Raw genomic sequence first — 21,315 nt, 5'->3', positions numbered from 1 at the left:
CTGCGAATGATACCAATCGGTTGTCACTCGCAAGGAAGCTGCAATGAAACGTCCCTACTCGAATATCGACATGGATGAACGGCGCAAGATCGCGCGTTGGCGCATGGCGGGCCTGGCTGTTGGCATTATCGCCGAAAAGCTTGGGCGTCATCGCTCGACGATTTTTCGGCAGATCGAGCGCATCATGTTCATCGACGAGGTCATCCCGGATCTCAACGGCTATTACTGCGTAACGGCGCATGACATGGCCTGCGAACGACGCGCCAAGCTGAGGAAGCTGGCGCGGTTCTCGCGCGTCCGTCAGTCGGTGATTGATCGGATCAAGCAAGGTTAGTCGCCGCAGCAGATCGCAGGAAGGATGCGTTTGGAGCGGCATCCGATATCGGTCACTCACGAAACGATCTATAAGTTCGCGTATTCGCCCGACGGCCGAGCGATCAAGCTATGGTGGCACTGTCTTTTTCAGAGCGGGACTTTCTGATCTGTGAGGCGACACGGAACTCCTCAACATATTCCCCAGCGTCCAAAGCACGCTGCAGGGCGTCGTGTACCTGGTCTAATTGACCGCCGAGAAACGCCGTGTCGTAGGTGCGCAGAGCGCTTCTTTCGTCGCGGATTACTTGGTAACGGCCAGCCCGGTCCCGCCATACGAATTCCACTTCCCGCCCAATCCGTTCGCCTTCGGTGTAGTCAAAACGGATCATCCAGCCGTTCGCGTATTGTCCGACGACGCAAATCGAGTAGATTTTGACTTCGGCAATTTGGACTTGCTCTGGGGCGAGGATCTGTGTCCAGTCGTTACTTCCCCAAAGGCGGTCAAGCTCTCCGCGAACATCGATCGGTGGGATATTGTTGTCCCAAAGCATCATCCCATGGGCAGCGGCTACAAAGTCTTTTAGGCACCTTTGTGGATCACGTTCTTCATCCTCAAAGCTCTCGTCCAAAGTTTCGGGAAAGTTGATACCGAGAACGCGGGCTGTTGCGCGCTGGTAGACGTCTGTAACATCGATCATCACAAGAATGTCATCGAGTGTCGCTGCATCACGAATGAAATCCAAGCCGTTTTTGAGAGTGAACGGGCTTTCAAAATCCGAAAGGTTGCAGCGCGGTTCGATTGTCGCGAACGGGGCCGTCTCGTCTTCCTCGTGTTGATCTGCAATGCGCCGGACGCCTATAACGACTTTGCTCAGCTGAGAATATCTTTGGGAGAGTTCACTGCATGCCTGACTAACCGCGACGCTTAGTGTTGGTCCCTTTGCTTCGATTGTCGTTCGGGTGGGTTCGCAGTCGAGTGAAATTTTCAAGTCGGTGATCACAATTCGTTCCTTGGTTTGTCGGCACAAAAGACTTCTTCGTATCCACAACCGGTTCACGGATCGGAGCTGTATTCGAAGGTCTTCTCGTTTTTTTTTGAAAGACTAGCGCTCCTTCGCCGGATGCCGATCTCAGGGCTCTTAGCCTATGACAAGGATCAGCCGCAGAAATTTTTCCGTCAAGCAGCCTGCGGTGAGAAAGTCTGCTGTATTTAAAGGTCTTCGAGCGTGGCCGGCTTGTCTGGGAGCGCGTGCTGGCCTTTGTCGGTCAGTATGGCGTATTGTTATCTCATGAGATTTGGCTATGGATCGTTTGGGAGTAGAAAGTTAGGGCAAATGCACCACTGGTCTATTGGACGTCTGGTCAGCGACATCGGCTCAGACATTCGTAGAGTTTGTGGATGCCAAAAAATCATTGCAGCTAGTAATGTCGGCTTCCGTATCGACCTGGTAAAGTTGAGGCATGTGAGGTTTAAGAGTAGACGCCATTAAAATTAACATTGGACGGAAAGCCACTTTAAATTGGACGGCATGTGAGTTAAGAATGGCCGCATGACGTATTACCCGAGTTCAAAGCTGCTTGTTGATCGTAAGGCGCATATTCTGGTCGAAGCCGCATTGGCTGATACCCGTGTTGTGTTGATATCCGGGCCACGGCAGTCAGGCAAGACGACGCTTGCGCGCATGTTTTCGGATAAGGATCGACCTTATTTCACGTTGGATGACGCGGGTACCTTGAACGCTGCAAAAGCCGACCCCACAGGGTTCGTCCGCGGGATCAAGCGTGCGGTTATAGACGAGGTACAACGTGCTCCTGATCTGATGCTCGCAATCAAGGCAAGCGTGGATGATAATCAGGAGCCCGGACGGTTTCTCCTCACGGGCTCTGCCAATCTCGCGACCATTCCGGCCATCGCTGACTCTCTGGCGGGCCGGATGGCAGTCATTCCGCTTCTTCCTTTTTCGCAGGCTGAAATCCGCTCCAAGCCTGGCCTGATGCTTGATCGTCTGTTTGCAGGAGAAGAGCCGGTTGCTGATGGCGACGTCATTCTTGGCAGAGACATGATGGGAATGGTTCTCGCTGGCGGCTATCCTGAAGCCCTAAGGCGAACCACGTCAGCCCGGCGAGTTTCGTGGCTGGAAGACTATGTCGGCCAGGTACTTGATCGCGACGTGCGCGAGATTGCCAACATCGATCAGCTTGATCGTTTGCCGCGCCTCCTGAATATCCTTGCGGAACACGCGGGACAGCTGGTTAACAACAGCAGCTTCGGTTCGGCGCTAGGACTGTCTGGAGTTTCGGCTCGGAAATACATCGCCATTCTAGAACGGCTTTTCCTCATCAAAACGCTGATGCCGTGGTCGAATAATCGGCTTAGCCGGCTCGTCAAAACGCCGAAGCTACATTTCATCGACACGGGACTTCTTGCTGCCATTCGTGAGGATGAACTGGCCCGGCTGTCCGACGATAAAACCCGATTTGGTGCTCTCCTGGAGAGCTTTGTCGTTTCCGAATTGATGAAGCTGGCTTCCTGGTCAGAAAGACGTGTGTCGTTTTCTCACTACAGAACAAAGGATCTGGATGAGGTTGATGTTGTGATCGAAGACCGGCGCGGCCGAATCATCGGTATCGAGGTGAAAGCGTCCGCGACTGTCAAGGCGGATGATTTTCGCGGCCTAAGACAGCTACAGGCGGCTGTCGGGGATCGCTTCGTGCGTGGTCTTGTCCTGCATGATCATCATCGTGTCACGCCCTTCTCGGAGCGCCTGCAAGCAGCGCCATTGTCAATTCTATGGTCAATGTGAATCGTACCAGCGGGGTTGTCCAGCTTTTGGCGCGTCGTCAGGAATCGGAAAAGTCGTCAAAGTCTCCAAGGCCGGCACGACCAGGCATAAACCTGGCGATTATATCCTCATTCCATTAAGCGCTTCTCTTCAAAGCAGACGTCTAGTCTCGGTGCTCTGCTATTAGAGCGGTTGCACGCGGCTTGTTTTAAGGTGACCCTGTCATTGAGACCAATTTCTTGAAATGTTGGAGTACACATGTCGGATTACGCCGAAAGCCACTCTTCCGCGGCCCTGGCGAGCTGGTGTCTGAAATGGAAGATCAGTGCTTCAAGAATACGTCGACATATGCGCGCAGGTTCGACTTTGGATCCATACTACCCATGCCGCCAGGTATTTCAAATTTTGAGGCTGAATCCTGGGCCCGAACCCACTGGGGCACAAAGTGGAATGCGAGCAGAACTTCACTGGAGGGACGCTGCGATGGCTTGCTGGCGTTCTCTTTTGAGACACCGGTCTACCCTCCTTTGCCTGTCATTGAAAAGCTGGCGTCGCAATTTCCCTCACTTCAGATCGAGTCGACCGACGTTGAAGCTGGAGAAGTTCACCGCTTTGGTGTCGGTGCAGATTGTGAGTGTTGAACACAGATGGATCGAGGTTACGTACGTGCAAATACCGGAAAAGCCTGGAGATCGAAATGATCGGCTCGTGGGCTCCACCCGCCCCGGCAACCTTGGGTTCAGCTGTGCGTGCGAGAGAAATATTTCTGGAGATGCGCGCCTGCCTCCCATTTGCGTAGAAGCAATCGGTCGAGCTTGAAACCACTGACGTCACCCTGGCAATGCCTCACAATGAAAAACGGAGCTCAAGGTCGCCGCAACGATTATTGTCCGGACAATTGATAAAACGGCCGCCCTGCCCGTCATTCCTCGTGAGAATGAGGATGTCCTGAAGATCAAGCCGGCCGAGCGGTATCGCTGGCTGGAGCATGGACGTCTGCCCAACGTCGGCACGCGCACCGTCCGGCTAAACGGCCGGGGCTGGAGGATTACTTTCTACGTCTTCGATCTCAAAGTCGTCGAAGACATCCGTGACCGTGGTACCCGAATATCGACGCTTTGCAGCGTAAGACGCCTCGTCGCATGGGCGATCGCTCGTGCGTACAAGCAGTCGCCGACACCGCGCTGGAGTATGTGACGATCGCGCCCCGCGAGCGTTCCATCTACCCTGAGCGGTGAACGGCTTGTCTCTAAGCGACTCTTCGCGAGAACTGGCAACGCGCCGCGCACGCTCATCATCGGTTTGCAAGCCAAGTCAGATAAGATGTCGGAGGAAAACTTTCATCCTTTTCGCTAAGGTCATCATCATCCTCGCCGTCGCAGGATACGAGCTCGTGGTCGCCGCGGCAGCTCATGTCAATCAGCTCCACTACGTTTTCATCACCAATGTGCATCCGAAACTCAATCTCGCCCGCTGTCCGATAGAGAACGTCAATCGCATCCTTTTCGGACTTTGCGCCGACCCAAAAGGAGGTCTTCGTCGGTACGTCAATCAAGTATCTGCGCATTGGAAATTCCTCGTCTGATCGGTTAAGGTCTGTCTGCTTTCAGTTTTCTTTGGTCTGGCATCTTTTGCGGATGCACGAGTGCGCCTGGAATGGCTCGGTACGGTAGAGCCCCGGCGCGACGAACGGTCACCTCGCCTATCGCACTGATGGAGCACGGTTTCTCCCCGGATATACACGCCTATTGCCATCGACGATAATCGCGTGGTTCATCTCCTCCGCGTATTCGATGAAACCACGGCCGATGGAATCAAGCCCGCGTGCGGTCTCGACAAGCTCGTTTGGCGAGCGAGACAGCAGTTCTTCGAGGGTATCGTAGAGGTTCGTGTGCGTCGAAAAATTGTCGTCGTAGATGCGGAAACCATATGATGTGTCATAAATTTTCCCATCAGCGGCGACGTTTTGAAAAATGGTGCGGACAAGGTGCGTTTTGTTCGACATGTGATTGTTCACTTCGTTTTGCTGGGGTTTCAGGATGCGGCAGCGATCAGCCGGCGACGCAAGGTTGATTGTCGGCCGAATTTGTCCGGCCTAAAAAAGGCAGGCTAGGAAAGCGGTCTCCGCGACCGGCCTCCCGCTGCCAGGTTGATGATGTCATCGGGCTACATGGTTTAGGCTCAAAGCGGCACTCTGGAGTGATCGGGCGCAGGCCCGACGGCGAGCACACGAAACAGGTTGTTTTCCGCGGCGCTCCAGTCGCTCGCATAAGTATTGCCGAGGAGATACGGATCGGCTTCATCGCTGGTGCGCTTCAGGACAAGGTTCCCATCGAGTAGCGCGTCATGTGGAAGATGAAACACCGAATATGGCTCTGAACCGTCGTACCATGACTGGCTCCAGTAGCCGGGGGTATCGGTCGAATCCAGTATCTCGTCCAGCGTCATTTCCTCTGGCCGGTGTGCGCGCCGATCAACCGTTGTTCCCCGAAACTCGCCGATCGCTTGCCCGACAAAAGCCTCCCTCGCCTTCAGCGCAGACAAGATCGTGCCGTCGCTGCTCACTGGTCCCTGCCCCGGTCGAAAACTCTTCTCGGTCTCGCCTTCAAACTCAGCGAGCTGGATATCGTCGCGGAACATCGACGCTACGATCGGCAGGGTAGCCTTTGAGGCGGGAAACCACAGAATGCCGTCCAGCGCAGGAAGGCCTCCTGGCCCGTAGCGAAACCGCCTGCCCCCACCCAGCTTGCGTGCTGCAAGATGTCTGAGCGTACCGGGGTCCTCGTCCGGCTGCCCTCTGAGCGTGTAGCCAAAACCGCCGCCGTTGTTCAGCCCCGGATCATCCCAATCGAATATTTCGGAGCGATAGCGCCGGGTCGAAACGGCGCCTTCTGGCGAAACGACGTGCACGAGGTAGGCTTCGAAGCGTGGCTCTTCGTCGAATTCGATATGGTGCCATTTGCCCGAGAGGATGACAGTGTCGGCCTTGTCGCGCCGCAGGGCTCGCGCGCCGCGCAAAATCGACCGGTCATAGTTGTCGATCATCGCCGCCAGCTGGCCTTCTGGATGCGACGGTGCGCCGTCGATGTAACCACGGATCATCGAGCCCCGGATTTCGATTGCCGCATCCGGGCCGGAAAACACTAGCTGGCCTTTATAGGTGCGTTCGGCTGGCGCGTTTTGAAGATCGAACGTCTGTTCGAAGGCTGACAGGCAGTAAAGGTGATGGCTATAGGGCATTCGGGGTCCTTCAGGGCCACAGTTTTCCGGTCGGCCAGGAACTCCTGGTCGGCTTGGCAACGCGGCGGTTGATCTCCAGATGATCCCCTGTAAACCGGGGCATGTAAGAAGTGTTGCCCGTATATCGGGACCCGGCAACAAGAAAGTTCAGGCCGGCGAAAAATAGTTTTGCCAACACTTCACGGAAATGAATCGGATGACACTGACCGATTCAAAAGTCTTGTTGGACCTGGACGGGCGTCCAGACGCAGTATCCCGCGTATGAACACGCGCTTCGACATTTGCATCTACAAGGTCAACACCGTCGCACGCATGGCCAGATTTTATCGGGTCGCGATCGAGCCCTCTCTCCTCGACGGTTTTATTGTCGTCCGGCGATGGGGAAGGATCGGAACGTATGGGCGAACGCGTGAACAGCATTTCAAGTCGGAACGCGATGCGATGGTCGAGTTCCTGCTATGGCTGAGACGCAAGCGCGCTCGCGGGTATGCGCCGATGATTGCCATGGCACAGAATTGCGTGGGAAACCGGGACGGGTTGAAGTCGGTCGGCAGCAGAGGTCATTAGGCGGCGCTCCCCAGGTCCATGCCAGCTGTCAGCTCATCGAATGTCCGCGGCGTGAACGCGACATCAGGCATATCGACGCCGACGTCCCGTGACCGGCCACAGGAGGGAAGCTTTCCGTGGGAGTGGCCGTAGAAGTGCAAGGCTCCATACTGCTGACTTGGCCATGTCCGGCAGGCATAATGAGAGAGATAAAGATCGCGTCCACCATCTCTTGTTCGAAGGGCGTGCGAAGGCGGTTCGGCCCAGGCAAGAGCCGCCAGCGTGGGGTGTAGGTTGCCGTCTTTGCGCACATCGTGATTGCCGATCACAAGATACTTGCGACCCCGTAGGCGATGGAAAATCTCGCGGACACGGTCCGCGTTCCTGGACAACGCAAACCCCCAGTCGCCCAGATGATAGACAATATCCGTATCCGCGACGACCGCGTTCCATTGCTCGATCATATGCTCGTCGTGATCCTCGATCGAAGGGAAATGCCGCGGCTGCATGTCGAGAAGCCTCTCATGCATAAAGTGGGTGTCACTGATATAGAATTTGCGCGTAAACACCGGCCTCCCTCCTACACAGCGAGCGACAGCTGCGCCGGTGCGCGACCAGCGCACGACGCGATTGTCTCGGCCACGACAGCGCCGTCGAGGCGGCCGCGCAAGATCAGCAATTCGACCAGGTCATCGAACGCCTCGCGGTGCGCCAGGAGAATGTCCACCGCTCGCTCCAACTGTTCCTGAAGAACGTCTTCGACCCGACGACGGAGAACAGGATCGTAAGATCGGGCGCTGACGAATGCGGCGGGATCACGATGACCATCGGACAGCAGCGTGTCGCCCATGCCGAGCGATGTCAGCGTGTAGGTCACCATGTTAGACGCTTCCGCCAGGTCCATGACGACGCCATCCGAATGGCTGCCGAACACAATAGTTTCGGCCGCGAGACCACCGAGGATGTGAGCGACCCGGTCGAGATACCACGTCGCGTCATGAGGACCATCGCGCGGCTCGATGGCGGCAAAGCCGGCAACCTCGCCATCGCAGGACGGGTCGCGATCCTTATGGACAACAACCTGTTCAAGTCGCCCACCAAGAGCGGCCGCCACGATGGCATGGCCCACTTCATGCGTCGCGATGCGCCGGATTTCGGCGGGCGTGCGAGGCTCGCGGCGCGGGAAGGCCCGGGCAATGTGCGCGTGACGTAGTTCCGTTCCATCTCGGCGGGCATGACGTCGTGCGTCACGGGCAAGCCGCTCGAGGTCTGCGCCCGACATCCCTTCTGTGTGTCGCTTGAAAGCGCCGAGGCCGAAGGCTTCGTCGACGTCCAGGTGCTGCGCAAGGATCGCCAATCGTGCTTCGGCGTCGGGGAGCGGGATGGCGATATGACGATCCAGCCGGCCGGCACGGAGCAACGCCGCGTCGATGCCGCTTGGATCGTTGGTTGCGCCGACAACGATCACGCCCGGCCGTTCGATCGCACCATCGAGGCATTCTAGGAGGCCGTTGACGACACCACGCATCCATTCGTCGTGCTTACCATCGCCGATCGAACCCCGCTGGATAAAATTGTCGATCTCGTCAACCAGAATGACGGACGGCGCGTGTTCACGGGCTTCTCGGAAAGCCTGACGCATGCCCTTGAGCAGATCGCCCTGATGTCCATCGCCGGTTCCAAGCCATGCGGAGTAACTACCCGCGACAAAGTGAGCGTTCAGCGTCTTTGCCAGTGCGGCGGCAAAAGTCGTCTTGCCGCAACCCGGCGGGCCGGACAGGAGGACGCCGTTATCAACGTCGGACCAGCCGATATCGCCCCGCTCCCAATCCGCGACGTCTCGGGCAAGCTCGAGACCCCAAAGCTTGGCATCACCATAGCCGTGGAGCTCGTCGAGCGGCCGGACGTCAGGAACGCAGCGCACCGGTGCGGCCGTCTTTTTGCTCTCCTTTGCCCCTTCCTGTGCCTTGAGCTCGGCTTCTTTTTCCATAACTTCAAAGTGCAACGTATGGCTTTCACGGATGGCGCGCGATGACGTCAGTGCCATATGGCGGTAGCGGTGCGGCATAGCGATGAGAAGCTCAGCCTCTTCCACTGTGACGGCACGGCCGTGTTCCGCGGCTGCCTTGATGACGAGCGTGGGATCGAGGTGCATATAGACAAGTTCATCCGCGAGACGGACCGAAGGATGCTTGAGGTCCTCATGGCCCATTTCAGTGATGTTCAGCATGCACTTCGCACCGCTGAACCCAGAGGTCAGGCCGTTGGACGTCAGCATGGCCGCGTCGTAAGGCTGGCGCTGGTTGTCGCCAATGTGCTCGACGTCTTCGAAAACGAGCTCGGCCATCGCCTTGACGGCGGCGTCCCGGATTTTGCGGAAATAGTTCAAGGCCGGCGAGAGCCACAGCTCGGCTTCCGACGATGTCGGGACAGCGATGACAATCGTACCGGTCGCCGCAGCGCCAAGCCTGGTAATAAACTCGATAATATGAAGGCGGGCGATCGTGGCCTCGAACGAGGGCCGGGTGTCGTAACGTGACATGACGTGCTCCTGCGATAACATGGATAGCTTCGCCGCCGCTTGTGCGGGGGCGTGGGGCTATCGGGCTATTCGCAGTGTCGTGATCATGTCCGTATCTCCTCACTGCCCGCACCTATGCCGGGCACGGCGCGCTGGGTCAATGGCGGCCGGCTGATCCGGTTAATCAAGTGCGATCGCGCGTCAACAAAATATTCGTTGCCGGGATACTATAATCGCAGCACGATTTATCTCGTCGGGAGAGAGTAATTCAATCCCACGTAGACGGGATCGATTAAGTTGCAGTTCACGCAAATACAAAATGAATTGTCGCCATCGGCGATGCACAGTTACGACGATCACTGGCTCCACGACCCATCGCGCGACCGGCCGCTCAATCATCAGTGGCGGATCGCCGATACCGAGCTTGTGGAGAAGCTTCATCTCCCGAAGCTAAAAACGAAGGCCGCTGACGATGTACTGCACCTGATCGCGGCTGATATCCTCATGTCCGCGCGTATGTACTCGGGACGTCGCATCTCGTATTCCCGTTCTGCCGGCCACTACAAGCGCCGCCGACAATACTCTCCCCGAGGCTATACCCTAGCGACCGTTACGGCCGCCATCGACCTCCTGGAGCAGCTCGGCTACATCGTCGATCACGATCGCCGACCGCCGGGACGGCGGGGAACACAATCGTCGTTTCGGCCCAATCCGTTGCTTGCAGAGTTGCGGGTTGATGCTGTCCTGGAGCCGGTGCGCTGCGAGATCATCATGAAAGACGAGGACGGCGATGTTATCCCGTACGCTGAATCGGGTCGCGTCCACGACATGCGAGCTGTGGTCCGCAGGGTCAATCAGGTCCTGGCCGAGACAGGCATCGTGCTGGACGCCGAGGGCATCGTGGCTGAGGGCGTGACGCTTCGCAAGGGCGACTACGTGATGTATCCGGCGCTCAAAAGCCTTTACCGGGTGTTCAATGGCAAGTGGACGCTGGGCGGCCGTTATTATGGCGGATGGTGGCAGGCCGTGAAATCCGAGGACCGGAAACACTTGCGTCTTGATGGGGAGCGGACCGTTGAGATCGACTATTCGCAAATTCACCCCAGGATCATCTACCAGGAAGCCGGAATCGAGCTTGTCGGCGACGCCTATGACATTCCTGGCTGGAAGGGCACGAAAGAGCTCCGCGACCTTTGCAAAGCCGCGTTCAACATCCTGGTCAATGCGACGTGCTACAAGTCGGCTCTCGGGGCGCTTGCGTGGGAAATGGGTGGCGATCGTCAGGGCGCTGAAGAGCTGATCGACGCGATCAAAGAGCGCCACCGCGACGTCGCCGAATGTTTCCACAGTGGCGTTGGCCTTCGTCTTCAAGGACTGGATGCAAGGATAGCCGAAATCGTCCTCACTGAAATGACGGTCAAGCGCGGCATACCGGTCTTACCGATCCACGACTCCTTCGTCGTCGCCGAGAGCCACAGAACGATGCTCGTCCGGGTTATGCAGAAGGCATTCGAACGGGTCGTTGGGAAGACATCGGACCCGGAGCAGATCGTCAAGGCAAACGTCAGAAATACGGAAGTCGTAACAGAGACTTGCGGACATACGGACTACAAATGGAATAGCTCCTCCCCGGCGACCGCTCCGACCTCTCCTGTGGCACTGCCGTCAATTGTGGATTCTGGTTCCTCTCCCTCCGTTCCCTTTGCCATCAGCGTCGCGGCGTCTTCTCGGCCAGCCGGTGACCTTGGCACTCCGCAGGTCATCGAACCTCTGAAGCCTGTCGTCCGACGCCCAGCGCCGGCATTCCTTCGTCATGGAAACTCAACTCCCGTTGACTGGGAGGTGAGGTCAGCCACCAGAGACGCTGAGCGATCCGCCAGAAACAGGCAGGCAAGCCCGCCAAGCACATAAATCGAGCCTGGACCTATCCGGGCCAATCTGGACTGAAAACCGATGCCACACAGCCTCGCCTGACGATCTCGACTTTCCTCCTCATCAATCGTGATCTCTGTCCGGCAGATGCGAAGAGCCTGTGATCAGACATCGAAGTCATCGTCGCCAGTGACGTCGCGAAACGGGTGGCATCCGAGGCTGCACCTTCGATGTGTCCGGGCATCGAAGCGCCCGCTATGTCTCATATCTTGTACGTAAGTCGGGCTTACGTCTCATATATGATACGGAGCGTGCAGACGCTTGATGTAAGCGGCCGCAGCTTGCAGTTCTGGGTTACCTGTAAAACGCTGGTTTCGTGCACCGCCGGCCGGCACCATTTCCTTAAACGCACAAAGGGAAATGGACATGTCTGCACTCGATCTCCAACTGCTTTCAATGCTCATAGATGAGAAGCCGCCAACAGTACGGGAATTGCCGAAACACCTCAGGCGACAATACATTGCTAACGGCGTCGAGCGCCACCGCAAGCGGATTGCCGAGGCGCTCCAGAACGGTATCGTCGAGCCGACGGCGGCGCATATCCGCCAGGCGCTTGCCGATGCGGCTATCCACATCATTGTGACCGACGCAGCCGGGAAAGCCGAGGTTCTGCGCGTTCTCGAGAGCGTGTTTTCGACCCATACCGATGTGCCGGCCTCGATCGAAAAGCGGATAAAATCGAGAAAAATCAGGACGAAGTTTCTTAAATCAGCGCAAATTGCGGATGGGACAGATCTGTCCCATCGATAATTTATCGACGCCGCCCTACCCGCTTCCGCGGTCGGCCTCTCGTGTCTTGCGTCGTCACGCCGTTACATGGTGCTGATCACGCCGTTACAGGGAGAATGCTTATGGCGCAGGGGATGCAGCGAAAATACAAAACTTCGTCGAGGCGTCGGGAGTTGTCGGCCAACACCCGACGGAAGCGGAAACTGCTCGGCAAACCGGTCCAGCCGAATATCGTCGACGAGGCGCTTTCGGCCGCGATACAGGCGGCATCCATCCGCAACGTCAGGAGCGCCAAGGCCGGCAACCCGATCCCGCCCTCAATCCTTGCCGCCTACGACAGCTTGCTGGCGTCGGCCATAGACCACCTCGTCACCGTGCGTGGCCTGGATCGCGATCAGTGCAAGCTTGCGCTTCAGGCCCGGCTGTTCAAGCGACGGCAGTATATGACCGTTGTCCCTGAAAAGGGATGACCCGGACATCATCCAGAGTCGGTTTCAGTGTCCTACGGGCTTGCCTGCGCTGTGTTTCAGCACGGTTTTGGCTGTTTTCCCCCCATTACTCCCTTGTTTGGACACGCGGACCCAGAATTTGGAATCGAGAATTCGTAAGGTCACGGCGTTACCTTGTCGCTTGCATTGCCACCCTCGACAATCCCTTCAACAGCACCGGCTCAGAGGGCGGCGGGAATATGACAAGACTGGTTACATTGGCTGAGAGACCGTATCGAAGATTAAAGAACGTTATTGCGAAGCATGGCTTGGCAATTGAGGATTCCGCGGTACCGAACATCAGCGGAAAGCAATGCCTGATGCGGGCAAAATCCAACGGGTCTTCTCCTCGTTCCATGGACCGGCTGTGTCCGTCGCCGGCTGCGGCGTCGACCGTCATCGATATCCGTCGCAAGGTACTGCGATGAGCAAGGCCAAGGCCGACGCGACGCACCCTGAATGGGCCGCCGCGGCACTTGCATATACGAGCGCACTCGATATGCCGGATCGCGAACTTCTGCCGATCCGTACTCTTCTTGCACTCGGTCCTGTCCGCGTTTTCCTGCAATGGTGGATCAGGCAGGACGCCATCGACCCCGAAATCCTGTTCGATCCGTTCTCCGATTCAGAGGACCCTATGTGGTGGCAAATCGACGGAGTTCCATCTCAAGGTGGGAGAACCGAGGACGTCGTTCAGCGGAAATGGCAACGCCGGGCGGCCTTGTATCTCGACTTCTTTGGCGTGCATGTCTGGCATGTGATCGACTGGCTCATCGTTGCAAGACGGCGGGATGAGCGGTGGCTCTATAATCTCGACGAGAGCGGGCGGCCCAGGAAGCTCGTTAAGTGCCAGACAATCTTCGAGCTCGTTCGCGAAGCCGACAAGGGCCTTCGCCATCGCAAATCCGCGGCCGCCGCCCCTCTTGGATCTGAAGACGAAGGCTTCGTCTGTGATCTCGGCGTCGGCCACACGCTGGTCCACCTCCTAACCCCGAAAGCGCTGCAGCGTGAAGGTAGCCGTATGCATCACTGCATCGGTTTCGGTTCCTACGATAGCAGGCTCGCGGACAATGACTATTGCCTTCTCTCGGTGCGTGATCCCGATGGCAGGCCCTTGGCAACGCTGGAACTCGATGGAGACGTCGTTCGCCAGTTTCGGGGGCCGTGCAACACTGACCCGGCGGCGCATGTTGTCCATCTGTTGGCCGGTGTTGCTGACGAGAGGAGCTGGAAGGGACTATTGGAAGCAGCGGACGGCCGATATGCGCCTTATGGTCACGCCGCGTTACGCGTTCTCGAAAATCTGCCACCGTCACGCCGGCGTGGTTGATGCCGGTCGCAAACGGATCAAGAATGAAGTGGTCGCGACATTGTCTTCGCCTCAGCCCGGTGAGAACGAGGTGCTGAAACTTGGTGATGAGGCAATCCTGCTTGCCGTCGTCGCAATCCAACCTATTCGGAGTGAGCTTACTTGATCACGACTGACCAAAGAGTTTCGCAGGATGGTAACGAGACTGCCGAGGGCGGCGTCAAACAGATTGCGGAGCGTGACATCGTCGCTCGCTGGCGCGAAGGTCCCCCACATCGGGCGTGGGTCGGGGGCGGTACCTGGCGGTTGACCCCGGTCACGATGACGGCGGAAGCTTACGAGCGGCGCACTCACGAGCAGTGGCTCCTTGATGTCGCTGACGCGACGGTCGCTCCGTTGAGGATTTAGGCGCGACATATCGATCGGTGACGGCTTCGATAGCCGCGAAGATTGCAGGTCGGTTCACGTATCTCACTTTGAAATCGTGCACTTCTCGCCATCGATCCATAGCGGTTTGTCGCCGGCGAGGCTTTCTCGTAGCATACCAAACTGATACTCATACGATGAGGCTGCGCGATGCTCTCTGCAACGACTTTGAAATTGATCGATGCCGCACTGGAGGCATACCTACCGCATGTTACCGATAATCGCGAAGCGGATGAGGGTCTGGTGTTACAACGCGGCCTGAGTAGTCTTCTTGCGACACTCGGAAACGTCGATCGCGTTGTGGCGACTTCATCCAGGCAATCGATGGCGCATGCCGTCATCAATCGGATCGAAACGTTGATCGCGCAGGAGAGGCAAAACCAGATTGCTGAAGCTGGCCTCCTGTTGCCTACAGGGGGGTAGAAGGCGGCTTTCTGTCTAGGCTCGCAATGATCAGCCACTCTGGCCGCTGGAAGTTTGCCAGCGGCCAGAGTGATCCGAGAGACTGGAGCCTTTCAGAATTCGGATAACCGATGGGGTTAACCGGCCTGACGAGCTCTTCCTTTTTCTGCTTCACGCGCTCTCTTCAGAAATTCTTGGTTTTGAAGTTTGAATGCGGCACGGTCTTCAATCCTGAATCTGCCGCCAGCGAAACTCTCCACAAAGCTTTCCATGTGTGCGTTTCCAAGCGGCAGTTGCAGCTCGATCGCTGCAGACCAAGCTGGATCATGGCTTGCGGATTTTTCAGTCCAGCGGCGACCGGTCTCTTCAATGACTTCTTGAGACAATTCTTTTGCATAGTTCACCGACACCCCGGTCAATGCCTCGCGGACTGCCAAGCCGATTGCGCAAGCCAGGATCGGCGGGAATGCGTTTGCGATTTGACGCCGCTGTGCTTTCTGAGGCCCCTGGAAAGACCACGCCTTCGGGAAGCCCTGGAGTTTCGCACCCATTTCAAGTGTTAGCGACGGCATATGATCGATCGGCATATCAGCGGACGGTGCGGAGCGCGCGATCGCACGTCCATCGACACCAAGCGCCTCCCACTCGTCAAGCTGAAAGCTTGAGGAGAACGCCATCGTGCCGGATCGCTCGGAGCCTCCGACGATCGTCGGGCCGGGACGGTTGGCCTTATCGGCCCATTGCGCTGCTCCAGGCCAGCCATTGGCTGCCATGAGATCATAAAGCGCCTCCCCAAGGGTAACGGGTTCCGCTGTCTGGATTGGCGGCATTTTGAACCGGCTCAACAATCCGTCGCGCATCGCAACAAGGACCAGTCGCGGGCGAGCCTGACCGAGCCCATAATCCGCCGCACGGACAGCAAACACTTCGGCGTCATAGCCAGCCCTTCGCAATTCAGCGAGAATACGAGCCCGATAAACAGCCGTCTGACGTTGACCGAAGCCGAGGACATTTTCCAGGATGACTGCCCTCGGACGGACGATCTTGATGATCTTCACCGAGAAAGCGAAGAGGTCACGTTCATCGGCCTCCCCTGCCCTGTTGCCGAGTGCAGAATGCGGTTGGCATGGTACACCGCCGGCGAAAAGATCGACCTTGCCAGCGTACTCCTTGAAGTCGAACGCGCGGACATCGCCCCAGAAGACCGGTCCGATCTGATTGTTATGCACCAACGTCTTGATTGCATCGGCGTCGCGCTCGACAAGCCCGACCGATGCGAAACCTGCCGCGTGCAGTCCGATCGCAGCCCCGCCAGCGCCACTGCATATTTCCAGCGATGTTAGCTTCGTGGGCTCTGGCACCACCTTGTGCGGGGCAATCCGGTCGTCTTCGATTTTTCCTGCCGCAATCGCCAGGTCAACGAGGTATTGCTCGGTGATGTTCGGCAGGTGATCAACGTCGACTCCAGCCAACCAGGCAAGCGACTGGATCAAAACGAGTTCTATGGGACCATATTCAGAACTGGAGACCCAAGGCAGGAGATATTCATCCGTAGCGAGGCGGGCAAGGCACACCCGCACCTTGGCTAACGACTGGAGATTGTCCGATGGGTCAAGATGGTCCCAGTCACGAACCACCGGCATCTCTCGTACGAACAGCGCGTCGAACTCGGCCAAAAGAGTTTTTGCTGCCTCCGTGGAGGTCTGTCGCAGGAATGCTTCCCGACGCTCCCGTCGCGTCCAGTCCAGACGCATATAGGCGAGCGAGAGCGCTCGGACCATGCGGGCGACACGCTGACGGAATTCGCCGAGGCGCATCTCAACGCTAGCCGACGCGGCGCGCTTGAGTTTTCTGCTTTGCGCGAGATTGGCGTTTTCTGGGTTGGCGGCGTTCAAACGCATCTTCATTCCGCGCAAATCACTCGGATACAAGATTCGACCGGCTTCGATTAGCATCTGGGCTTCTTCTACGATCCTCGCCGGCGACCGTGCGAGCGCCGCGATCATGTCTGGCGTGACGTGGTGGGCCAAGTAGAGCTCCGCGTCCTTTTCTGAAATCTCGCTGGACTTCAGCAGACGTAAAGCCTCGGAACGCGATATCATCCATTCACGATTCATGATGACGAGCTGACGCGCCTTTTTTGGAACGAGGCCGCGAAGCTGGCGCACGCGGCCGAGAAGCTCAAGGTAGACCTTTGTTTGTTTGGCTCTGGCGGCCTCTGCCTTCTTTTTCAGCGCCAGAAGGGCGATATCGCGGTCCCGAATAACGTCCGCGGGCAGGAGAACCTGGTTGCCCTCCTCTGCATTGCGAATGATGTCGAAGATTTCAGCTAGTCTTGCCGTGTTGTTAATTACCGGGATTGCGACGTTCTGGTCCTTGTCGGCGTGGGCTGCGTTTTCGACTTCAATATCCGGCATTGTGTTCCCCTCTTGCTGTGGGGACCTTCATGCAGACTGAAGCCTTTCAATAAGGTGAGCCAAAACGAGACAATTGTAACGATACGGGACATTTTTTCGGGTCACATACAGACGCTTAATAAAATTTCGGATCGCTTAAACAAAAACAATGGTTCAAGAATTTCCGTAAGATTTTACGTAAGTATAGGGGGCCGTTGGTGCGCGTTTTACGTGTCAGTTGTCAACACAGATACATCGTCAAAATTCGATCACCGATCTAATTTCATTTTTCTTCTGTCGCCGCTGTTGACCTGAATTGTTATCCACGGCAGCGTTGACACAGGATCAGTTGAGAGAACAACGAAAGGAGCGCTGGATATGTTTAAATCGAAAACGATCACCACCACGCCCCTCATTTGTTTCGTCAACGCGACTGTAGCATACGGCGCCGGTGCACAGGCTCTGATGGTATATCGTCGGTCCCGCCAGCAGTTTGGATATAACCGGGCGGCTGGTTCTGCAATCTCATCGTCGCAGATGACAAAGCGATGGAGCCAACGCCCGCCTGGGCGTGGTCCCGCAGAAGCGATGCGGGAACGCGGGCGCTTCTAGGCATTTCAACGAAATACTGGCTGCCTTCTGCCGACACGGTCGCTTTGCGACGGTGGCGCGGTTCGCCGCTGGTCGCAAGAAACTTGGAGAGACACGATGCAAGGACTGAAAGATAGCTACCTCGACAACATCTTCGCCAACCGCCCGGTCGGGGATTTTGCATATCGCTACATCGACGAGCTGGCCAAGGATGTCAGAGGCTTCATCGAGCATGTTTCGAAACAAGAGCCAGCGGTCCGTATCAAGCCAATGGACGATTTCAATCTGGAGGTTTGGATTACGACAGGCCACGTGCAGTTGCTCGACGGAGATAACAAACGCCGAGATGACGACCATCCCCTGTCCCTCGTTTACGGTTCCGCGATGTGCGACGTCGCCGCAAGTATGGAGGACGATCCGTTGATCATCGCGTTCATGGCTTTGATCGATATTGCCGAACACACAACGTTCTCACGCGGACTTCGGAAGCTCATCGCCAAAGCAGAGACGCTTATTTCAAGCGACATTGCAGCCCGCGCTCTTCAACGGCACACACCGGTCGATGTCGAGCTCAAACTCGCTCGTGACATGGTCGCAAACGACAATGATGAGCTGGATTTCCTGTTCTAGGCGTCCATGGCGCGTGGCCTGACGGGCCGCGCGTCAAAATCAACCCCACCCAACAAGACGCTTCTTTCCGTTTCCATCAGCGACGATGGTGACTGATGGGCGCGTGCGAACTGCCCACGCCAGAAGGCACTCAACAATACCGAAGGGACTACGACATGACCGACGCTCTAAACGCCCAGACCGCCATTCATCTGGCGCCGTATATTGTCACACGTCCTGACGAGAAGGGCACTATCTATCACGCTGAAAGCGCCCGTCATACGATTGATCAATGTTGTATTGATGCGGGTTTTGAAGGCGCTGTAAATGCGGCCCTGCAATACGGTTTCAAGAGCGTCGAGTTGTTCATCCGAACAATCAAAGTTCAGCCTCTGAAACCGCTGGCGGAACGTATCGCCATTGTCGATCCGATTTTTGAAGAAGACGACGGCCTGTGTGTCCTTTTCTCGATCAGCGTGGATGGACACATCGTACACTACACGCTCGAATGGCTGGACGAAAATTATGATCTTGTTCGGCAGGACGACCATCTCACCTATGGTGATGCAAATTGGCCTCGGGTCGTCGCTGATGCCGCGATGTTTGGCGGTATGGATTTTGACGATGTCAAAGTCGACGTGCGCGATGTTGTTCTCACAAAGCTCGCCCTCGCCGTCGCTCAGTTGAAAGCGCTGGCCGCCTACAACGATGCGATCAAGAAGCTCGCAAGCGCGGCAGGTGAAGACGATCCCTCGAAATTGACGCAGGTCAACCGTCTTGTCGGCCAGGCATTTTCATGTGCGACAAAGTTTGAGGAACAGCACGGGGCGGTCATCCGGTGGAAGGACGACGTCGACCGCTTGCTCGCCGGCACCTGCTTCATCTGCCGTCATAACGATGGTGACGACACCGTCAGTGTCGGTCTCGCAACGGCGTCCTGATGGACGCCAGCTGGCCAAATCCAACGCATCTCACCGACACAATTTCAGATGAACGCCGTGGACAATCGGCGTTGTCTCCTCGAACGGAGTAGAACGACATGAATAGCAATGAATGCGTAGCCTTTCTCGACGACGAACCACTTTCTGATCAGGATGCACGCGATCTTCGCCTCGCTAAGATGATCGGAGATGCTTTTTGGGCAGCCGTTGAGGTTGACCCGATCTGGGGATCCAAGGAGGACACAGTGGTTGGATGCTGCATCCTTGCTGCGACCACAGTACGCGACGCTCTGCATCTCCTGGGTCGAGCTGACGCAAAAATCGCGCGCACCGGCTTGGAGGTTCGCCGAGAGATGGCTTTCACCGTTCAGTCGCTCTGCATCGGTACGCCGCAAGCTCCCAAGCTCCCGAACGCTATAAATGCACATATGACGATTCGCATCGGCAACGTCTGGCTCGACCCGACGCACGGCCAGACCAAGCGTCCTTGGAACAATTCGCCTCGCGCTGCGGCGTTTTTGACGCGACTCGCCCCAGGTGAAACGCTTGATCTTGGCGACGGACACCATGCCAATATTCTCAACTGGCATGCATATCGGGATGAAGGCGTTCGCCATCGCATCGCTTACTTTAAGCTGACAAGAGCCGTCGATCTGGCGACGCGAGCATGGCGATATGCGCCAGACGCTTCGCCCGCGCGGCGCGCACTGCTGGTGGAGAACACGTGTCGCTTCTACGCAGAGGCGACGGCAGGCGACGCCGAGGCACTGGCGATGAAAAACGCGCCTTCCACCGGGCCGATGATCGCCGCGTGAGGACATGAGCCGCGGCCAGGAAATCACAAAATCTCAAACTGAACATCTGAGCGCCACCCCCGGCCAAAAGCTCTGGCGGAAACGGGGTCGCGCTACCAAGGAGCAAAAGCAATGAAAGAATGCGATCTTTATCGCCTCTCGCAGTTCCGCGTGAAGGAGTTTACCGCCGAGCCCCCGTTGGTCAATCTCTTGGCACGCCCGGTTTTCGCCGGGCCGGACGCGGCGATCGAAGTGATCGGCGAGACGGTCAACGGGTTCGTGAACGGGCAGCCATCGCATCCGACGGGCCAGCTGGCGCGTTTCATCGAACGGTACCGCGACAAAATCGTAGCCGCCGCGAAGTCATACCAGGCTGAGAAAACACAGAAGATCGTTTTCGCAGGAACCTGGCATCATATCGACTTCGATGCGACCCCGCGGTTCGAAGGCTGTCTGACACACGTCATCGCAGAAGACCAGGCGGTCGTCAGCACCATCTACAACGAGCGAATTTTTGAATGGGACGACGAGCCCAATCGTGCTGGCTACGGCGTCGGGAAAACGCTAATCGGCGGATTGGATAAGATCGCGGCGAGCCTTCACCTGTCGGCAGAGCGCGCGGCCTCCGAGCAGCGTGGCCAATATAAGGGGACGAGCGGCCTCGGTATGGTCGGCGGGATGATCTGGTCGGCAGATCGCGACGGCACGATGCCTATTCTGTTTTCGCCCGTAACGGCCGCGACCGAAGTCGGATCCGAATTCGAAGAGGATGACGAAGGCTTTCTCGCAGGCCAGCCGATCATCGGCGATGGCTCACTTTCCGCCGCCATCATGTCGAAGTTCAGAGAGATCGAGACGGATGGTGGATGGTTTCGCGGCAAGGACGTGGACAGAGCGTCACACCGGCCGCGCAAGCTCAAGCTTGCGGAGGCTGCGGAAGCCCTCGATGTGATCGGTTACTGGGTTCAGGTCCGCTCTTGCGGGCGACCGACCTCATCTCATTTCCGGTTCTTCGGCGCGAGCACCGAGTGGCCGCATGAGGTCCTCGAACGCTCGGACAATATCGACGAAGACGACTTTCTGGGAAATCGTTACGCGAGCGACTGGATTTACGAGCCGACGCATGAAGCGCCGGATCAGGAGGTTCGTCTCCTCCTCCTCGGGCCGCTCCCACCTCTCTCTCTCGCCCCGCTCTGATGCGTCCGGACCGAAACCGGCGCGGTTGCTGGCTAAAGCGCCTGGCACCTGTCCCACACTCGCTTCAACCGGGCCTCCGGCATCACCAGCATCTCA

Annotated in this window: 19 protein-coding genes and 1 pseudogene; 13 read left to right on the top strand and 7 right to left on the bottom strand. The window is 57.2% G+C overall.

The window, feature by feature from the left end:
- Nucleotides 1–43: 43 nt before the first annotated feature.
- Nucleotides 44–454: pseudogene (locus BLX89_RS21315) on the top strand (transposase); the annotation flags it as partial.
- Here BLX89_RS21315 and BLX89_RS21310 read toward each other — a convergent pair.
- A complete protein-coding gene (locus BLX89_RS21310; RefSeq protein WP_075292996.1) occupies nucleotides 438–1,316 on the bottom strand; it encodes a hypothetical protein in 879 nt (292 codons plus the stop codon). The pseudogene BLX89_RS21315 and the gene BLX89_RS21310 sit on opposite strands and share 17 nt — an antisense overlap.
- A gap of 549 nt (nucleotides 1,317–1,865) precedes the next feature.
- Here BLX89_RS21310 and BLX89_RS21305 point away from each other — a divergent pair.
- On the top strand, nucleotides 1,866–3,119 hold the full coding sequence (locus BLX89_RS21305; protein ID WP_075292995.1) for an ATP-binding protein: 1,254 nt from the start codon (nucleotides 1,866–1,868) through the stop codon (nucleotides 3,117–3,119).
- A gap of 1,273 nt (nucleotides 3,120–4,392) precedes the next feature.
- Here BLX89_RS21305 and BLX89_RS21300 read toward each other — a convergent pair.
- From BLX89_RS21300 to BLX89_RS21290, 3 genes are all read right to left on the bottom strand, one after another.
- The gene (locus tag BLX89_RS21300) at nucleotides 4,393–4,665 is read right to left on the bottom strand and encodes a hypothetical protein (protein ID WP_075292994.1); all 273 of its coding nucleotides are present in this window, start codon (nucleotides 4,663–4,665) and stop codon (nucleotides 4,393–4,395) included.
- Nucleotides 4,666–4,800: 135 nt separating this feature from the next.
- Nucleotides 4,801–5,103: a hypothetical protein gene (locus BLX89_RS21295; protein WP_075292993.1), complete on the bottom strand. Its 303-nt coding sequence runs from the start codon at nucleotides 5,101–5,103 to the stop codon at nucleotides 4,801–4,803.
- A 176-nt stretch (nucleotides 5,104–5,279) separates the two neighbouring features.
- Nucleotides 5,280–6,338, bottom strand: coding sequence for a hypothetical protein (locus BLX89_RS21290; protein ID WP_075292992.1), 1,059 nt, complete (start codon nucleotides 6,336–6,338; stop codon nucleotides 5,280–5,282).
- A gap of 261 nt (nucleotides 6,339–6,599) precedes the next feature.
- Between BLX89_RS21290 and BLX89_RS21285 the strand changes: the two genes are divergently transcribed.
- Nucleotides 6,600–6,905, top strand: coding sequence for a WGR domain-containing protein (locus tag BLX89_RS21285; protein WP_075292991.1), 306 nt, complete (start codon nucleotides 6,600–6,602; stop codon nucleotides 6,903–6,905).
- On the opposite strand, the gene BLX89_RS21280 is transcribed toward BLX89_RS21285, so the two are convergent.
- Nucleotides 6,902–7,453 carry a metallophosphoesterase family protein gene (locus tag BLX89_RS21280; protein WP_075292990.1) on the bottom strand — a complete coding sequence of 184 codons (552 nt, stop codon included), beginning with the start codon at nucleotides 7,451–7,453 and terminating at the stop codon, nucleotides 6,902–6,904. The two genes, BLX89_RS21285 and BLX89_RS21280, sit on opposite strands and share 4 nt — an antisense overlap.
- A gap of 11 nt (nucleotides 7,454–7,464) precedes the next feature.
- Nucleotides 7,465–9,426 (bottom strand): AAA family ATPase, encoded by a 1,962-nt coding sequence (locus BLX89_RS21275; RefSeq protein WP_083637794.1) that lies wholly within the window; start codon nucleotides 9,424–9,426, stop codon nucleotides 7,465–7,467.
- Nucleotides 9,427–9,702: 276 nt separating this feature from the next.
- On the opposite strand from BLX89_RS21275, the gene BLX89_RS21270 reads away from it, so the two are divergent.
- The 6 genes from BLX89_RS21270 to BLX89_RS21245 all read left to right on the top strand — a co-directional run bounded on the left by BLX89_RS21270 (nucleotide 9,703) and on the right by BLX89_RS21245 (nucleotide 14,712).
- Nucleotides 9,703–11,316, top strand: coding sequence for a hypothetical protein (locus BLX89_RS21270; RefSeq protein ID WP_143523719.1), 1,614 nt, complete (start codon nucleotides 9,703–9,705; stop codon nucleotides 11,314–11,316).
- A 387-nt stretch (nucleotides 11,317–11,703) separates the two neighbouring features.
- A complete protein-coding gene (locus tag BLX89_RS21265) occupies nucleotides 11,704–12,087 on the top strand; it encodes a hypothetical protein (protein ID WP_075292988.1) in 384 nt (127 codons plus the stop codon).
- A gap of 152 nt (nucleotides 12,088–12,239) precedes the next feature.
- A complete protein-coding gene (locus tag BLX89_RS21260) occupies nucleotides 12,240–12,536 on the top strand; it encodes a hypothetical protein (protein WP_143523718.1) in 297 nt (98 codons plus the stop codon).
- A gap of 442 nt (nucleotides 12,537–12,978) precedes the next feature.
- Nucleotides 12,979–13,884: a PcfJ domain-containing protein gene (locus BLX89_RS21255; RefSeq protein WP_075293074.1), complete on the top strand. Its 906-nt coding sequence runs from the start codon at nucleotides 12,979–12,981 to the stop codon at nucleotides 13,882–13,884.
- A 141-nt stretch (nucleotides 13,885–14,025) separates the two neighbouring features.
- Nucleotides 14,026–14,271 carry a hypothetical protein gene (locus BLX89_RS21250; RefSeq protein WP_075292986.1) on the top strand — a complete coding sequence of 82 codons (246 nt, stop codon included), beginning with the start codon at nucleotides 14,026–14,028 and terminating at the stop codon, nucleotides 14,269–14,271.
- A gap of 168 nt (nucleotides 14,272–14,439) precedes the next feature.
- Nucleotides 14,440–14,712 carry a hypothetical protein gene (locus BLX89_RS21245; RefSeq protein ID WP_075292985.1) on the top strand — a complete coding sequence of 91 codons (273 nt, stop codon included), beginning with the start codon at nucleotides 14,440–14,442 and terminating at the stop codon, nucleotides 14,710–14,712.
- A 116-nt stretch (nucleotides 14,713–14,828) separates the two neighbouring features.
- On the opposite strand, the gene BLX89_RS21240 is transcribed toward BLX89_RS21245, so the two are convergent.
- Nucleotides 14,829–17,108, bottom strand: coding sequence for a DNA cytosine methyltransferase (locus tag BLX89_RS21240; protein ID WP_075292984.1), 2,280 nt, complete (start codon nucleotides 17,106–17,108; stop codon nucleotides 14,829–14,831).
- A gap of 687 nt (nucleotides 17,109–17,795) precedes the next feature.
- On the opposite strand from BLX89_RS21240, the gene BLX89_RS21235 reads away from it, so the two are divergent.
- From BLX89_RS21235 to BLX89_RS21220, 4 genes are all read left to right on the top strand, one after another.
- Complete coding sequence (locus BLX89_RS21235) at nucleotides 17,796–18,308, top strand: hypothetical protein (RefSeq protein ID WP_075292983.1); 513 nt, start codon at nucleotides 17,796–17,798, stop codon at nucleotides 18,306–18,308.
- Nucleotides 18,309–18,463: 155 nt separating this feature from the next.
- Nucleotides 18,464–19,228: a hypothetical protein gene (locus tag BLX89_RS21230; protein ID WP_075292982.1), complete on the top strand. Its 765-nt coding sequence runs from the start codon at nucleotides 18,464–18,466 to the stop codon at nucleotides 19,226–19,228.
- 98 nt (nucleotides 19,229–19,326) lie between these two features.
- Entirely contained in the window at nucleotides 19,327–20,043 is a 717-nt protein-coding gene (locus BLX89_RS21225) for a hypothetical protein (protein WP_075292981.1), read from the top strand.
- A 111-nt stretch (nucleotides 20,044–20,154) separates the two neighbouring features.
- The gene (locus BLX89_RS21220) at nucleotides 20,155–21,219 is read left to right on the top strand and encodes a hypothetical protein (protein ID WP_075292980.1); all 1,065 of its coding nucleotides are present in this window, start codon (nucleotides 20,155–20,157) and stop codon (nucleotides 21,217–21,219) included.
- Nucleotides 21,220–21,315: the final 96 nt, after the last annotated feature.

The sequence above is a fragment of the Pararhizobium arenae genome (genome assembly GCF_001931685.1).
GTDB lineage: Bacteria > Pseudomonadota > Alphaproteobacteria > Rhizobiales > Rhizobiaceae > Pararhizobium > Pararhizobium arenae.
This window is presented reverse-complemented; position numbering and strand designations above follow the sequence as displayed.